Annotated in this window: 13 protein-coding genes; 8 read left to right on the top strand and 5 right to left on the bottom strand. The window is 72.5% G+C overall.

Annotation, left to right across the window (positions count from 1 at the left end; genetic code table 11):
- Nucleotide 1 precedes the first annotated feature (1 nt).
- The 6 genes from ACWY4P_RS51065 (at nt 2) to ACWY4P_RS51040 (ending at nt 8137) form a co-directional block, all read left to right on the top strand.
- Nucleotides 2–1543, top strand: coding sequence for a mannitol dehydrogenase family protein (locus ACWY4P_RS51065; protein ID WP_456207643.1), 1542 nt, complete (start codon nt 2–4; stop codon nt 1541–1543).
- 155 nt (nt 1544–1698) lie between these two features.
- Complete coding sequence (locus tag ACWY4P_RS51060) at nt 1699–3132, top strand: MFS transporter (protein WP_456207642.1); 1434 nt, start codon at nt 1699–1701, stop codon at nt 3130–3132.
- A gap of 24 nt (nt 3133–3156) precedes the next feature.
- Nucleotides 3157–4002: a triphosphoribosyl-dephospho-CoA synthase gene (locus tag ACWY4P_RS51055; RefSeq protein WP_456213326.1), complete on the top strand. Its 846-nt coding sequence runs from the start codon at nt 3157–3159 to the stop codon at nt 4000–4002.
- 188 nt (nt 4003–4190) lie between these two features.
- On the top strand, nt 4191–6479 hold the full coding sequence (locus ACWY4P_RS51050) for a glycosyl hydrolase family 95 catalytic domain-containing protein (RefSeq protein ID WP_456207641.1): 2289 nt from the start codon (nt 4191–4193) through the stop codon (nt 6477–6479).
- Nucleotides 6480–6638: 159 nt separating this feature from the next.
- Nucleotides 6639–7508, top strand: a complete 870-nt coding sequence (locus ACWY4P_RS51045; RefSeq protein WP_456207640.1) for an SAM-dependent methyltransferase — start codon at nt 6639–6641, stop codon at nt 7506–7508.
- A gap of 137 nt (nt 7509–7645) precedes the next feature.
- Nucleotides 7646–8137, top strand: coding sequence for a hypothetical protein (locus ACWY4P_RS51040; RefSeq protein ID WP_456207639.1), 492 nt, complete (start codon nt 7646–7648; stop codon nt 8135–8137).
- Between the two features lie 31 nt (nt 8138–8168).
- Here the strand turns inward: ACWY4P_RS51040 and ACWY4P_RS51035 are convergent, their stop codons facing one another.
- Genes ACWY4P_RS51035 through ACWY4P_RS51025 form a run of 3 tightly spaced genes read right to left on the bottom strand, consistent with a single transcriptional unit; the run spans nt 8169 to nt 11093 of the window.
- The gene (locus tag ACWY4P_RS51035) at nt 8169–9323 is read right to left on the bottom strand and encodes an ABC transporter substrate-binding protein (RefSeq protein ID WP_456207638.1); all 1155 of its coding nucleotides are present in this window, start codon (nt 9321–9323) and stop codon (nt 8169–8171) included.
- Between the two features lie 43 nt (nt 9324–9366).
- Entirely contained in the window at nt 9367–10272 is a 906-nt protein-coding gene (locus ACWY4P_RS51030; RefSeq protein WP_456207637.1) for an ABC transporter permease, read from the bottom strand.
- Complete coding sequence (locus tag ACWY4P_RS51025) at nt 10269–11093, bottom strand: ABC transporter ATP-binding protein (protein ID WP_456207636.1); 825 nt, start codon at nt 11091–11093, stop codon at nt 10269–10271. The genes ACWY4P_RS51030 and ACWY4P_RS51025 overlap by 4 nt, the downstream gene beginning before the upstream one ends.
- Nucleotides 11094–11487: 394 nt before the next feature.
- Here ACWY4P_RS51025 and ACWY4P_RS51020 point away from each other — a divergent pair, with 394 nt between their 5' ends.
- Nucleotides 11488–11610 carry a hypothetical protein gene (locus ACWY4P_RS51020; RefSeq protein ID WP_456207635.1) on the top strand — a complete coding sequence of 41 codons (123 nt, stop codon included), beginning with the start codon at nt 11488–11490 and terminating at the stop codon, nt 11608–11610.
- Here the strand turns inward: ACWY4P_RS51020 and ACWY4P_RS51015 are convergent.
- The gene (locus ACWY4P_RS51015; protein WP_456207634.1) at nt 11591–12526 is read right to left on the bottom strand and encodes a hypothetical protein; all 936 of its coding nucleotides are present in this window, start codon (nt 12524–12526) and stop codon (nt 11591–11593) included. The genes ACWY4P_RS51020 and ACWY4P_RS51015 overlap by 20 nt on opposite strands.
- A gap of 179 nt (nt 12527–12705) precedes the next feature.
- Here ACWY4P_RS51015 and ACWY4P_RS51010 point away from each other — a divergent pair, with 179 nt between their 5' ends.
- Nucleotides 12706–13308 carry a TetR/AcrR family transcriptional regulator gene (locus tag ACWY4P_RS51010; RefSeq protein ID WP_456207633.1) on the top strand — a complete coding sequence of 201 codons (603 nt, stop codon included), beginning with the start codon at nt 12706–12708 and terminating at the stop codon, nt 13306–13308.
- A 19-nt stretch (nt 13309–13327) separates the two neighbouring features.
- Here ACWY4P_RS51010 and ACWY4P_RS51005 read toward each other — a convergent pair whose 3' ends face one another.
- Nucleotides 13328–14920 (bottom strand): glycoside hydrolase family 43 protein, encoded by a 1593-nt coding sequence (locus ACWY4P_RS51005; RefSeq protein ID WP_456207632.1) that lies wholly within the window; start codon nt 14918–14920, stop codon nt 13328–13330.
- Nucleotides 14921–15061: the final 141 nt, after the last annotated feature.

The following is a 15061-nucleotide window of genomic DNA, read 5'->3' as shown; positions in this document are numbered from 1 at the left end:
GATGCGATCGACGACTGTGCCCCGCCTCGGCCGGGCCACCGTTCCCCCGGCCGCGCCGGTCCTCGCGCGGCCACCGGCCGAGACCGGCATCGTCCACCTCGGCCTCGGCAACTTCCACCGCGCCCACCAGGCCGTGCACACCGCGGCGGCGCTGGCCCGCGCCGACGGCCCCTGGGGCATCCTCGGGGTCGCCGGCCGGTCCGCCGGCGTGGTCCGGGCGATGCGGGAACAGGACCTGCGCTACGCGGTCGTGGAGATCTCCCCCGGCCGCACCCGGGTCACCGTCCCCGCCGTGCACACCGGGGCGCTGGTGGCGGCGGAGCAGCCGGACGCGGTGCTCGACGCGCTGGCCGCGCCCGGCACGGCCGTCATCACCATGACGGTCACCGAGCACGGGTACACCTTCTCCCCGCGCACCCACGGCCTGGACCTGGACGCGCCCGCGGTACGGGCCGATCTGCGCGGCGACGCGCCACCGCGCACCACCATCGGGCGGATCGTGCGGGGGCTACAGCGCCGCAGCCGGGCCCACGCCCGGCCGGTGACCGTCCTGAGCTGCGACAACCTGGTGGGAAACGGTGAGTTGACGAGGCGGCTGGTGCGCGAGTTCGCCGAGGCGCTCCCCGCGGCCGAACGCGACGACCTGGTGCCGTGGCTGGAGAGCTCGGTGGCGTTTCCCGGCTCCATGGTGGACCGGATCGTCCCCGCCACCACCGACGCCTACCGCGAGGCGGTCGCGGCCCACCTCGGCGTGCGCGACACCGTACCGGTGCCGGCCGAGCCGTTCTCCATGTGGGTGATGGAGGACCTCTTCGCCGCCGGGCGTCCGCGCTGGGAGCTGGCCGGGGCGCTGTTCACGGACGACGTCGAGCCGTACGAACTGCTCAAGCTCCGGCTGCTCAACGGCACCCACTCGCTCATCGCCTATCTGGGCGCCCTGGACGGGCGGGACACCATCCCGGACGCGATCGCCCGGCCGTTCATCGCCGAGGCGGCGCGGAGCGTGCTGCACGAGGAGTACCTGCCGAGCCTCACCGTGCCCGCCGACATCGACCTCGACGACTATGTCAGCCGGCTGTTCGACCGCTGGGCCAACTCGGCACTGGGCCACCGCACCCGGCAGGTCGGCTCGGACGGCTCGGTCAAGCTCCGCCAGCGGGTGCCCGACCCCGCCCTGCTCCAGCTGCGCGCCGGGCGGATGCCGCACCATCTGGCGCTGACCGTGGCCGCGTACCTGTGCTGTGTGGCGCCACCGTACGGATTCTCCCCGGGCCCGCACGCCACCGCGATGACGGACCCGGCCCGGGACACACTCGCCGCGATCGCCGACCGGCCCCGCACCTCCTCCGGGACACCCTTCGTCGAGGCCGTCCTGGCCAGTGGGCTGCTCGGCGACGGCCTGCCCGAATACCCCGCGTTCACGGCCCGGATCGCCGAACTCATCGACGTCATCGTGCGATTCGGCCCGGCCGCCGCGGCGGCCGATGCCCGGGCGGCCACCGCACCGTCCCCCGTCGAGACGGCCGCCCGCCCTGGCGCCTAGGGCCCGCCCCCTTTCACTCTTCCCCTTCCGCGTTCTCCCGGGGTCGCCGGGTTTCCCGCCCGGTCCCGCCCCACCCCGTCCCCACCCCCCTCACCCCTGCCTTGCCCTGCCCTGAAACCGCTCCGGAAATCGATCCGTTCAAGGAGGCATGGATCATGGAAAACACCGCGCGCACCACCGCGCCCCCTCCCACGCCGGCCACAACAGCCCCACCCGGGGAAACGCCCACCGACCCGGGCGCGGTACGGCGTGCCGCCTGGGCCGGTCTGATCGGCACCGCGCTGGAACAGTACGACTTCGTCATCTACGGCACGGCCTCGGCGCTGATCTTCAGCGATCTGTTCTTCCCGAACGTCTCGGCCTCCGTCGGCATCCTCGCCAGCTTCAGCACCTACGCCGTCGGCTTCGCCGCCCGGCCGCTGGGAGGGCTCTTCTTCTCCCGCTACGGGGACCGGCTCGGCCGCAAGTGGGTGCTGGTCGCGACGCTGCTGCTGATGGGCGGATCCACGCTGGCGATCGGTCTGCTGCCGACATACGGCCAAGTGGGCCTGCTCGCCCCCATCCTGCTGCTGATCTGCCGCATGGCCCAGGGCTTCGGCGCGGGCGCCGAGCAGTCCGGAGGCGCCACCCTGCTCACCGAGACGGCGGCCACCGGACGGCGCGGAAGACTGGCCTCCCTCGTCATGACCGGCGCCGCGCTGGGCACCGCCCTCGGGGCCGTGGCCTGGATCCTCGCTCAACGCCTCTCCGACGACGCCCTGATGAGCTGGGGCTGGCGGCTCGTCTTCGGCAGCAGCCTCCTGGTCACCGTGGTCGCCATGGTCTTCCGGCGCAAGCTGACCGAGAGCCCCGTCTTCAAGGAGCTGAAGCAGCAGCACGAGCGGCCCGCGTCCCCGGTGAAGGAGGTCTTCAAGCACGGCAGGAAGCCGACGCTCCTGGTGCTCTTCATGAACTTCGGAATCAGCACCCAGTCGTACACCTACCAGGTGTTCATGGCCTCGTACCTGGTGTCCTCGGTGGGCGTCGACAAGCACTTCGTCCCTGAAGTGCTGCTGCTGGGCGCCCTGTGCGGCGGCGTCGCGGCGGTCTGCTTCGGCACGCTCTCGGACCGCTTCGGGCGGCGCCCGGTGTACTCCCTGATCGTCGGCGCCCTGGTCCTGCTGCCGACCCCCACCTTCGTCGCGCTGAACTCCGGCTCCAAGGTCGCGATCACCGTGGCCATCGTCATCGGCTTCGTACTGGCCTGCCAGGGGGCGGTCGGCGTGCAGATGAGCTACTTCCCCGAGCTGTTCGGAAACCGCTACCGCTACGCCGGGGTCACCCTGGGCCGGGAGTTCTCCTCCGTGATCGGCGGCGGGGTCGCGCCCCTGATCTGTACCGCGCTGGTCAGCGCCTTCTCGGGGTCCTGGATACCGGTGGCCGGCTATATGACGCTGGTCGCCGCGGTCAGCCTCATCACCACCCGGATGGCGCCGGAGACGCTCGACCGCGATCTCAACACTCCCAACGACAGTACCGACAGCACCGATCGGGCCGGCGCCGCACAGCCCGCGCACAGGAAGGACCCACATTCCCGACAGGTTCGCTGACTAGCGTCGCGGTCCGTGGATGACATGGACGACGCTCTGGCGCGGGCGGCGGTGCGCGCCCTGATCGCGCAGGCGGAGCTCACGCCGAAGCCCGGGCTCGCCGACGCCCGCGATCCGCGGGCCCGGACCACCGGCACGGATCTGCTCACGCTGCGCTGGTCGGCCAAGGCGCTGGCGCCGGCGTTCGCGGCCATCGCGGCGTCGGCCCGCCGCCCGGGCGGGCCGACGCGGGCGCTCCGCGAGGAGTTGGGCGCGATCGGCCGGGGGGCCGAGTGGGCGATGTCCCGGGCCTGCGGCGGCCCGGCCGTGGGCCCGCATCGCGGGGCGCTCTGGGTGACGGGGCTGCTGGTCGCGGCCGCCGCCCTGGAGCCCGCCGCCCCGCCCCGCGAACTGCCCGCCGTCGCCAAGCGGATCGCCGCCCACCCGGACCGGCGTGCCCCGCGCAGGCCCTCGCCGGGCTCGCAGGTCTCCGCCACCTACGGCGCGGCGGGGGCGCGCGGCGAGGCACGGGCCGGCCTTCCGCATGTACGCCGCGCCCTGGACGCCCTGAACCGGGCGCGGGGTGCGGGGGCCACGGAGCCGCAGGCCCGCCTCGACGCGCTGCTCACCGTGATGAGCACGCTCCAGGACACCGGGCCGCTGTACCACGCGGGCCCGCCCGGGCTCCGGCGGGTGCAGGACGGGGCGCGCGGCGTCCTGGAGGCGGGCGGCACGGCGACGGCCGTGGGGGTGGCCGCCCTGGCCGGGCTGGACGCCGAGCTGCGCGAGCTCGGTGTCGCGCCCCGGGGCAGCGCCGCGGTGCTCGCCGGGGCGCTCTTCCTGGATGGCCTCCCCGCGCCGCTGGTCCGCCCAGCCGAGAAGGCTGTCTGATCGGACCTTTGGGCGGCTCTTCGAAGCCGTATCCCCTCACCTGCTACTTCGCCCCCTCTCTGAATTGCAATAGGTCGGAGGTCTTCCCTACGGCTCGACAAGCCTGCACTATGCCCGGTAGTTCACAACCAGGTATGGGAGGCATGTACGTGACCTCAGGGACGGGGAACGGAATCTCTCGGCGAGGTGTGATCGGCACGGCCGCCGCCGTCGGCGCCGGAGGCTGGCTGACCGGATCCGGCACCGCGTGGGCCGCGCCCCAAGGAGCCTCGGACCGGGCCGGAAGCACACATGAGCGGCTGGTGAGAGCCGCCGCCATGCGATGGCGAAGGCTGCCGGGCGACTGGAAGGACGGACCCTTCCTCGGCAACGGCCTGCTCGGTGTCCAGGTCTACCGGGGCGCCACGCCCAACTCCGTGAAAGTCATGGTCAGCCACAGCCAGGTGCAGGACCAACGGCCGCAGTGGCGCGCCCCGTACGGCTTCTCGCGGCTGCCCATCGGCCACTTCGACCTCACGCTCGCCGGCGAGGTGACCGATATCGACTGGACCCTCGACCTCTGGGACGCCGAGCTGCGCGGCACCATCACCACCACACGGGGCAGCGTCCGCTTCTCCCTGCTGGTCCACAACTCCCGTACCGCGCTGCTGATCTCCACCCGGCCGAGCGCGGGCGAACAGAGCGCGGCCTGGTCGTTCACCTGGATGCCCGCCATCTCGCCCCGGCAGAAGGACAAGCCCGCGGACTACACGGGCAACCCCGACGCCCGCACCGGCTCCACGGGCGCCACCCACTACGCCCAGCAGCCCCTGATCGCCGGCGGCGGGTGGACCACCGCCTGGCGCGAGCGGCGGGTGGGCACCGGCCGCCTGCTCGCCGCGCACATCGTCTACCGCTTCCCGGAGGACCTGGACGGGACCACCGAGCTGGCCGTCGCCGAAGTGGCCCGTACGCTGGCCGCCGACCCGGACGAGCTGGTGCGCGAGCACCGCGGCTGGTGGCACCGCTTCTACCGGCGCAGCCTGCTGTCCGTACCCGACAAGCGGCTGCAGGACTTCTACTGGATCCAGCTCTACAAGGCCGCGTGCGCCACCCGGGCGGACGGACCCTCGATGTCCGAGTGGGGGCCGTGGTACCCGGAGACCGGCGGCAGCTGGACCGCGGTCTGGTGGAACCTCAACGTCCAGATCGCCACCTGGCTGATCCAGGGGTCCAACCACCCCGAACTCGACTCGGTCACCTCCACCTTCAGGACCTTCGAGAAGTATCTGCCGCTCTCGGTGCCGCCGGAGTACCAGGACGGCGAGACCTACGCCCTGGCCCACCCCTCCGACTGGATGCTGCGCCCGGGCGCGAAGACCGTCGGCATCCCCGGCACCTCCACCAAGACCGACAACAACGGCAATCTCATCTGGGCCATGCACAACATCTGGCTCAGCTACCGCCACACCATGGACGTGCGCATCGTGCGGGACGTCCTCTACCCGATCCTCGTCAAGGCGGTGAACTTCTACGACCACTTCCTGCACGAGGGCGGGGACGGGAAGCTGCATCTGCCGCTGACCAGGTCGCCCGAGTGGGCGGACGCCGAGGACTGCACCTACGACCTCTCGCTGCTCCGCTGGGGCTGCGCCACCCTGCTGGACTGTCTGCGCATCCTCCGCACGGACCACCCGCGCGCCCCGCGCTGGCGCGAGATCCTCCAGCGCCTGGTGGACTACCCGCGCGACGCGACCGGGGTCATGATCGGCGCGGCGAAGCCGCTGACCGAGTCCCACCGCCACTTCTCCCACATGCTGTGGCTCTACCCGCTGGGTGAGCTGGACTGGGACCGGGCGGGCGACCGGGACATCATGCGCACGACCTTCGACCACTGGGTCAAGGACCGGAGTCTGTGGGCGGGTTACAGCTACGGGGTCGCCTCATCGATGACATCCCGGATGGAACGGCCCGAGGAGGCCCTGGACTTCCTGACCTTCTTCACCGACGGCGAGGTCATCAACAACGCCTGGATGACCCCGAACACCATGTATGTGGAGGGCGGGAACCTGGGCACGGAGAGCCCGCTGACGGCGACCCAGTCGATCCTCGACATGGCCGTGCAGAGCCATGGCGGCGTCGTGCGGGTCTTCCCCTCCATATCGCGACGCTGGCCGGACGCCTCCCTCCAGTCCCTGCGTACCCAGGGCGCGTTCCTGGTGGACGCGGACCGCTCGGGCGGCCGGACGCGGTGGGTGCGTGTGCACAGTGAGGCGGGCGCGCCGCTGGTGCTGGCGCACGGCATCCAGGGCGCGATCGACGTACGGGACGAGCGCGGACGACGGCTGCGGTACCGGGAGACGGCGCCCGGGCGCATCGAGATCCCGCTGGGCCGGGACGAGACGGCGGTCGTCGTCCCGCGCGGCACCGACCCGGACCTGGACCCGCGCGATGTGCCGGCGGTGGGCGACGCCAAGCCGTGGGGGCTGCCCGACTGAGTTGTACCGGGCGCGGACAACTTGGGGCTTCGCCAGGACAGTTATGCCCACCCCGTCCATACGCGGGGTGGGCAGGCGGCTTACGATCCTGTGCAAGGCGCGCGATGGAGGATCGCACGCCCCGAAAGCCCTGAAAGCCCTGAAACGAGGAGATCACACGTGACCGCTCAAGGGGTAGCAGCCCAGACCGGAAGCGGACCGGAGCCCCCCAGCAGCCCCCTCAACCAGGGCAAGCCGCACAGCGCCCGGATGTACGACTACTTCCTGGGCGGCAAGGACAACTACGTCGCCGACCGCCAGGCCGCCGCCAAGGTGCTCACCATGTGGCCCGGCGTCATGATCGCTGCCCGCACCAACCGCGCCTTCATGCACCGCGCGATCCGGTACCTCGCCGCCGAGCGCGGCATCCGCCAGTTCCTCGACATCGGCACCGGCATTCCGACCAGCCCCAATCTCCACGAGGTCGCCCAGTCGATCGCCCCGGAATCCCGGATCGTCTACGCCGACAACGACCCGATCGTCCTCGCCCACGCCCAGGCCCTGCTCGGCAGCGACCCACGGGGGCGCACCGCCTACGTCGACGCGAATGTCGCCGACCCGGAGACCATCCTGGGCGCCCCGGAACTCACCGAGGTGCTGGATCTGTCCCAGCCCGTCGCCCTGAGCCTGTGCGCGCTGCTGCACTTCGTCCCCGACGAGTGGGACCCGTACAGGATCGTCCAGCGCCTGCTCGAGCCGCTGGCCCCCGGCTCGTACCTCGTGCTGAGCCACATCACGCCGGACTTCGACCCCGAGGCGACCCAGCGGACCGTGCAGATCTACCACAGCGGCGGCATCCAGGGGAAAATCCGCAGCAAGGCCGAGGTGGAACGGTTCTTCACGGGGCTGGAGCTGGTCGAGCCGGGCATCGAGGTGCCGCACCGCTGGCGCCCCGACCTGGCGGCCCCGGACACCGGGACGAGCACCGGCGATGTGACCGACGAGGAGGTCTCCTTCTGGGTGGGAGTCGCCCGTAAGCCGGCCGCCTGACCCGCCGGGACACCGGCCACGCGCACCCGGCCGCCCGGACAGCCGCGGCGCTTGCCTTCTGAAGATCCCTGCGCGTCAATGAGCCCATCATCTGACAGGGCATCAGCGATGCGGACACGGATCGGACGGGACGAGCGATGAGACCTACCACTCCCGGGTTACGCGCCACGGCCACCACCGCCGCCTGCGCGGCGCTGCTCGCGGGGGCCGTGGCACTGGCGCCCACGGCGGCAGCCGTGTCGCCGGACACCGCCACGGCCCCGTACAACTGCGGCACGTACGGCCTCATGGATCTCACCCTCCACGCCGCCCAGAACGGCACCAGGGCCACCCTCACGCCCGGCTCCCCGGACCTGACCGCCCCGGTCGCGATCCCGGCGAACGCCATCTCCGTCACCCTGCGGCTCGAGAAGAACGGCGGCCCGGCCACGACCACGTTCACCAACAGCTCCAGCCCCGCCATCCCGGCGGGTTCCCCGATCCTGGTCACACTCGTCGGCACGGTGGCGCCGGGCGACAGTCTGGACTCCTACCTGGGCGGCGACTCACTGCGCATGTCGATCGGGGCCGTCGTGGTGACCTGCAAGGCGATGGCCAAGCAGTCTCCGGGCCCGTTCGTCTTCGACTGACGCCCGGCGCCTGACGCCCGGCGCCCACGAGTTACGGCTTGTGGCCGACCGCCTCCGCGTAGAACGAGCGGTCCACGACCCGGTCCTCGGGCAGGGGGTCGCCCTCGGTCACGCCGGCCGCGGCGTAGGCCTTCTGCAGGCGGTCCGCCGTGCCGTCGCGGATCTCCCAGTCCATGCGCAGCGACGGCACGGCGGTCAGCGTGTCCGGCTCGGTCTTGAGCGCCTCGCCAAGTTCGTTCACAAACGCCTTGTCCTTCTTGTAGTCCCCGGCGAAGTAGGTGTTGACGGTGCGGATGTAGGCGCGCAGAAACGCCACTCCCGCGTCCGGGTCGCCGGTCAGCAGATCGGGGCCGAAGAGAAGACCGCCGAGCGGCTCGCCCCGCGGCTGACCGCCGAGGAACGCGTAGCCGGCGTCGCCGTCCACCTCGCGCCACACCGGGTCGAGCAGCCATGCCGCGTCCACGCCGCCGTTCTTCAGCGAGGTGAGGACCTCGGCGGGGCCCAGCTGCTGGAAGCGGACGCTGTCCACGTCGGCCTGGTGTTGGGCGAGCACCTTCTCCATCGGGTACATGATGACCGAGCCCTTGCCGATGAGGGTGCCGACGGTGCGGTCCTTGAGGCCGACCTCGCCCGCCGTCTGCCCGGGCCGCAGCCTGGCCCAGAATCCGCTCTTGGAGCCGGGCGCGGGCGAGAAGTTCCCGGCGACCCAGCGGATGTCGAATCCCTGCCGGATGCCGTTGAGCACCCCCGCCTCCGGCGCCGCGTACTGGACGTCGATGTCGCCCTTGGCCAGCAACGGCAGCGCGTCCGGGGTGGGCAGCAGCTTCACCTCGACGTCGAGCTTCTCCTTGGCGAACTCGCCCTTGGCCAGGGCGATCTGGAGCGGCGCCAGGTACTCGGCGTTCAGGGTGCTGGCGGAGACGACGATCTTCGTCTTCTTCTTCAGCGGCTTGGGCGCGGGAGCGCCGGGCTCACAGCGGGCCGGCGCGCGGTCCTCGGACAGGTCGGAAGGGTCGGTCCAGCCCTTGGCGCAGCCTGCGACCGGGATGATCGGCCGGGCCTTGCGTTCGGCACCGGAGCGCGCCGAGTCGGAGGTCTGGACGTCGCAGGCGGAGAGGGAGCCGAGAATGCCCAGCAGGGTCACGGCCGTGGCCAGGGCGCGGGCGAGAGAGGGGCCGGGTGCCATGGGTGTTGCCTTCCGGTTCCGGGTGCGGCCAGGGGGCTGGGGATCAGGACTGGGGGCGGCCGCGGTCCCGCGGCGCCCAGGGGGTGAGCCGGCGGCCGACGAAGCGCACGAGTTCGGAGAAGACCACGCCGAGCACGGCCACGCAGACGATGCCGACGAACATCACGTCGTTCTGGAACAGCGCGCGCGAGTCGAAGATGAGATGGCCGAGGCCGCTGTCCGCGGCGATCTGCTCGGAGGCGACGATCACCAGGACCGCCACCCCGGCGGCGACCCGCATGCCCACCAGGACCTGCGGCAGCGAAGCGGGCAGCAGCACATGGCGGAACATCTGCCAGGGACCGGCGCCGAAGACCTGACCGGCCTCCCGGTACCCCTCGGCGACGCCCATCACGGCCGCCATCGTGGAGATCCAGACGAAGAAGAAGACGGTGGTGGCCACGAGCGCGATCTGCGGGCCTTCGCCGAGGCCGAACATATTGAGGAACACCGGTAGCAGCGCGAGCTTGGGCACCACGTACAGCGCGTCGAGCAGGGGCTCCAGCGCCGCGCGGACGATCCGCAGCGCGCCCATCAGCAGTCCGACGACATAGCCCGCGGCCGTGCCCACCGCATAGCCGGCGATCACCCGCTGGAGCGTGGCCCGCACATCGGGCCACAGCTTGCCGTCTGCGGCGCGCTGCCAGCCGTCGGCCGCGATCGTGGACGGCGCGGGGTAGACGCGGGGGTCGATCCAGTGCCGGTACGCGGCGAGCTGCCACAGCAGGATCAGCACCGTGGGCACGGCGACGGCCAGGGAGATCTCGAGGGCGAGGCGGCGCCGGTGGGCGCGGACCGGGTCGCGCTCCCGGGGCCCGGGGCGCCGCACCAGCACGGTCTCGGCGGGTCCGCCGGGTGCCGCATCGGCCTGGGCCGCATGGTCCGCGCCGAGCGCGGTCTCGCTGTTCATGAGCGCTTCCCCGCCGCCCGCGCCGTCGCGGCGCCACCGGCTCCCGCCTGCACCTCGCCGCGCAGCAGCTCCCACAGCTCGGACTGCAACTCGGCGAACTCCGGGGAGCGGCGCAGCCGCCCGGTGCGCGGGCGCTCGAACGGCGGCCGCCGTTCGGCGATCACCCTGCCGGGCCTGGCGGACATCACCACCACCCGGTCCCCGAGCACGATCGCCTCCTCCAGGCTGTGGGTGACGAACAGCGCGGTGGTGCGGGTCGCCTGGCACACCGCGAGCAGTTCGTCCTGGAGGATGGTGCGCAGCTGGGCGTCGAGCGCGGCGAAGGGTTCGTCCATGAGCAGTACCTCCGGCTCCACCGCGAGCGCGCGGGCGATCGCGACGCGCTGCCGCATGCCGCCGGACAGCGCGGCCGGGTAGGCGTCGGCGAAGTCGGCGAGGCCCAGCCGGTCCAGCCAGTCCCGGGCCCGCGCGTTGGCGGCCTTCCGCGGCACGCGCTGCACATCGAGGCCGAAGCGGACGTTGGCGAGCACGGTCTTCCAGTCGTAGATCCCGTAGTCCTGCGGGATCATCGCGGCCGGGTGGCGCCGGCCCGCGCGCACCTCGACCTCGCCGCCGCTGGGGCGGACGAGCCCGGCGACGATGCGCAGGAAGGTGGACTTGCCACAGCCGGACGGGCCGACGACGCAGCAGAACTCTCCGTGTCGGACGTCCAGATCGAGTGGCCCGAGCGCGTGCACCCGCCCGCCCGAGTGCCCAAAACTGCGGGTCACCGCGCGGGCGCGCACCTTCGGCGCGGCCGTGGGTGTGGTGTGCGGCTCCACCCCGTGCCTCCTGATCCGATCGGTCGGTCGTGGTATGGAAGCGACTGTGTGGCCCCACAGAGAAGATATGACGACCCGTCAGATTCAGGCAAGGGTCGGGGTGGCGCGGCGCTCGCGCCGACCCGACCGCGGGCCGGCTACCGGCCGGCCGCTCCGCCGTCGCGCCACCAGCGCCGCCGGGAGCACCTTGGTGCCGTAGACGTCGGCGACCGGGTATGGGAAGAACTGCCCGAGGCAGCGGCCGGCGTCGGTCAGCGCGCCGCTCAGCGTCCCGGCGAAGCACAGCGGACGCCTACCGGGGCGGGCAGCGGTTCCTGGCCACCGGCACTCCCCCGTTCCGGGGCGGTGACCGGCCGGAGGTCCGGGTGCGGCAGCGCGGGGGATGACAGTGGCGGTGAACGGCCGCCACGTGGTCGGCTTCACCGACCGGGAGCGGCCCCATACGGAAGGCAGCGTGGGCACCTACACCGAGGACGCCCGCGCCGAGTTCCGTGACATCACCGTCCCGGCGCGCTGACCAGGACCGGCTCGGCGACCAGGAACGGCTCCGCCACCATGAGGGGTTCCGTGACCGGGAGCGGTTCCGCCGCCGTGCGCGGTTCCGGGCTCGGTGGCGCGGCGTGTGCCGGGTGCGTGGCGCGGGTGAGCCGCACGACGCCGCGCGCGGCCACCACGGCGCCCAGACCGGCCAGCGCGACCCCGGCGGGGCCGCCGTGGACACGCTCGCCGAGCAGGGCGAGTCCGATGGCCGCGGCGGCCATGGGATTGGCCAGGGTCAGGACGGCCAGCGGCGCGCCGAGGCCGCCGGTGTAGGCGGTCTGGGACAGCAGGAGCCCGCCGACGGCGAAGCCCGCGACGAGCACGCCCACGACCGCGAACCGCCAGGTCAGGGCCAGGCCCGCGACCGTCAGGGTCTGGGTGAGCGCCGACGCGGCCCCGGAGGTGAGACCGGAGGCGGCCGCGTGGCCGAGCCCCCGGCCGCGGCGGGTGTGGGTGAGCAGGGCGACCAGGGCCAGCACGGTGGCGGCGACGGCGAGCGCGGCGACGGTGCCGAGCGTCTCGTCGGGGGCGGCGCCGCTGGCGGTGAGCGGCAGCAGCGCGCCGAGGCCGATGAGGGTGAGCGCGGTGCCCCGCCACTCGTCGGGGGTGGCTCGGCGCCCGGCGACCCTGGCGCCGAGCGGCACGGCGGCGACCAGCGTCAGCGCGCCGAGGGGCTGGACCAGGGTGAGCGGCCCGAACTTGAGGGCCGCCACATGGAGCAGGGCCCCGCCGGAGTTGAGCCCGACGGTCGACCACCAGGCGCCCTGCGCCAGCAGTCGCCGCAGGCCGCCCGGGCCGGTGCGGGCGGCGAGGCGCTCCTGCGCGACGGCCGCGGTCGCGTAGGCGACGGCCGACAGGAGTGCGAGGGTGACGGCTATGAGGGTGGCGTTCACGGCATTACCCGGCCCCTTTTGTGTTGACGTGCGTGCGATACATCTGCGTATCGATACGACAGTGTATCGGCACAGGCGCGTATCGATACGCTGGTGTACCGTGTGTCGTACCGCACAGTCACGCACCGCACCGTCACACACCGCGAGAGAGCTCACAGCGGGAGGAGAGTGCCGAGCCGATGGCATCGCCCACCGCGGCGGACATGCCCCGCCGCTCCAAGATCAGCCCCGAGCGCGAGCAGGAGATCTTCGACGCCGTCCTCGCCCTGCTCACCGAGGGCGGCTATGACGCCTGCACCTTCGAGGGGGTCGCCGCCAGGGCCCGGGCGAGCAGGTCCACCCTCTACCGCCAGTGGAAGACCAAGCCCCAGCTGGTCGCCGCCGCCATGCGCCGCTGTGACCGGCGCATGGCGCTGGACGGCATCGACACCGGCAGCCTCGTCGGCGACCTGCGGGAGACGGCGCGCGTCGTCGGGCAGATGTGCGACTCGGACACCACCCTGCTCTATGCGCTGGGCCATGCCGCGCTCAACGACCCGAGCCTGCTCCAGGCGCTGCACGACGCCCTGTTCTCCCGGGAGGTCTCGGTGATCGCCGCCATGGTCCGGCGCGCGATCGAGCGCGGCGAGATCCCGGCCGACAGCGCGGCGGCCGAGTTCGTCCCCGCCCAGCTGATCGGCGTGATGCGGGTCAGGCCGCTGCTGGACGGAGAGCGGGCCGACGGCGACTATCTCCTCCGCTTCCTCGACGCGTCGGTCTTCCCCGCGCTCGGCCTGTCCTGACCGGCGGCCGGGCGCCCGGTCACTGCGCCCGATCGCGCAGTTCGAACCAGTCGAAGTCCGCCGCGACGCGGGTCCCGCCCAGGTCCTGGACGCAGACCCCGACGAACGCCCCGGTGAACCGCAGGCGGTCCCCGTAGTCGTCGGAGAGCCTGGTCGCCTCCAGCACCGGGCCGACGTCCTGCCAGGACACCCCGTCCGGCGAGGCGGCGAAGCGCAGCTCCGGACCGTCGAAGCGGGCGCGCAGGTGCACCAGCGGCCAGTCGTCGACGTCGAGTTCGCAGGAGGGCAGCTCGCCGTACGCGCCGTCGTCCGTGAAGACGATGCCCAGCACCCGGCCCCGGCCCTCCGCATGGGTCAGCCGCAGATAGTAGTGGGTCGTGGTGTCGTACCAGCAGATCAGGCCCGCGAGCTGGCTGAAGTGGGAGGGCCGGAAGTCGACGACCGTCGTCGCCTCGCAGCGCACCGACGTCAGACGGCGGGCGACCAGGCTCTGGTCGTAGCGGGAGTGCGGGCTCTGGCGGCCGCGCAGCCGCAGATGGCCGGCGCGTTCGGTCAGGCTCAGCCACTGGGGGGTCGCGGGGGTGCGCAGGGTGTTCCAGTGCGGGGCGAGGGCGGGCGCGTCGAAGTCGTCGCGGACGGGCCTGACCGGCGCCGGGGTCGGCGCGACGCCCCGGGGGGCGGCCACCTCCAGGCTCGGCAGCCGGCCACCGTCCACGAGCCGCAGCCAGCCCTCGTCGGTCCACGCCACCCGCTGGAGACAGGTCTCCCGGCCGAGCACACAGCGCGCCCCGGCGAGCGTGCGCACCGGGCGCGAAGCCAGGTGGGTGAGAAACCACTCCCCCTCGGCCGTCCGCACCAGCTCGCCGTGGCCGGCCTTCTGCAGTGGCCACTCGGGGGCGTCGCGGGTGGTCAGCAGGGAGCCGGCCGGGTCGAATTCATACGGTCCGGTCAGCTCGCGCGAGCGGGCCATCAGGATGCCGTGGTTCCAGCCGGTGCCCCCCTCGGCGAGCATCAGGTAGTACCAGCCGTCGTGGCGGTAGACGTTGGGCCCCTCGATCAGCACATCGTGGGTGAGGACGGTGCGCGGGGCCCCGATCAGGGCCTGGTTTCCGGGGTCGTACTCCTGGAGCAGGATCCCCGCGAAGGAGGGGTGTCCGTCGCGCGGGTCCCACTGGATGTTGAGCAGCCAGGTGCGCCCGTCCTCGTCGTGGAAGAGAGAGGGGTCGAAGCCGGAGGAGTTGAGGAACACCGGCTCCGACCACGGGCCGGAGATGTCCGGGGCGGTGACGAGGTAGTTGTCCACGTCCTTGTAGGGGTGTCCGATGGTGCGCACGATGCTGTACACCAGCCAGAACCGGCCGTCGTGGTACGAGAGCGAGGGCGCCCACACCCCGGCCGAGTCCGGGACCCCGCGCAGGTCGAGGAGGTCGGTGCGGTCCAGGATGTGGCCGGCCGGCTCCCAGTGGACCAGGTCGGTGGAGCGGTGCACGGGCACACCCGGGAACCACTCGAAGGTGGAGGTGGCGAGGAAGTAGTCCGCACCGACGCGCACAATGCTCGGGTCCGGGTGGAATCCGGGCAGCACGGGGTTGCGGATCTGGCCCGCGGTCATGCAGGTCCTTTCGTACGGCTTGGGAGATCAGCGTGTCTTGGCGCGCTGCGCGGGCTGGACTGAGGAGCCGCGCAGCGACGAAGGAGCGAGCAGCGACGAAGGAGCGAGCAGCGACGAGGGAAGCCCGCGCGTTGGAGCGGG

It is taken from the genome of Streptomyces sp. LZ34 (genome assembly GCF_053890475.1).
Note: the sequence above shows the minus strand (reverse complement) of the source record. Positions and strands in the feature narration are given on the sequence as shown.

Excerpts from the sequence above, each read along its gene's own strand:
- ACWY4P_RS51065 (WP_456207643.1), top strand. The coding sequence starts at position 2 with ATGCGATCGACGACTGTGCCCCGCCTCGGCCGGGCCACCGTTCCCCCG.
- ACWY4P_RS51060 (WP_456207642.1), top strand. The coding sequence starts at position 1,699 with ATGGAAAACACCGCGCGCACCACCGCGCCCCCTCCCACGCCGGCCACA.
- ACWY4P_RS51055 (WP_456213326.1), top strand. The coding sequence starts at position 3,157 with ATGGACGACGCTCTGGCGCGGGCGGCGGTGCGCGCCCTGATCGCGCAG.
- ACWY4P_RS51040 (WP_456207639.1), top strand. The coding sequence starts at position 7,646 with ATGAGACCTACCACTCCCGGGTTACGCGCCACGGCCACCACCGCCGCC.
- ACWY4P_RS51035 (WP_456207638.1), bottom strand. The coding sequence starts at position 9,323 with ATGGCACCCGGCCCCTCTCTCGCCCGCGCCCTGGCCACGGCCGTGACC.
- ACWY4P_RS51030 (WP_456207637.1), bottom strand. The coding sequence starts at position 10,272 with ATGAACAGCGAGACCGCGCTCGGCGCGGACCATGCGGCCCAGGCCGAT.
- ACWY4P_RS51010 (WP_456207633.1), top strand. The coding sequence starts at position 12,706 with ATGGCATCGCCCACCGCGGCGGACATGCCCCGCCGCTCCAAGATCAGC.
- ACWY4P_RS51005 (WP_456207632.1), bottom strand. The coding sequence starts at position 14,920 with ATGACCGCGGGCCAGATCCGCAACCCCGTGCTGCCCGGATTCCACCCG.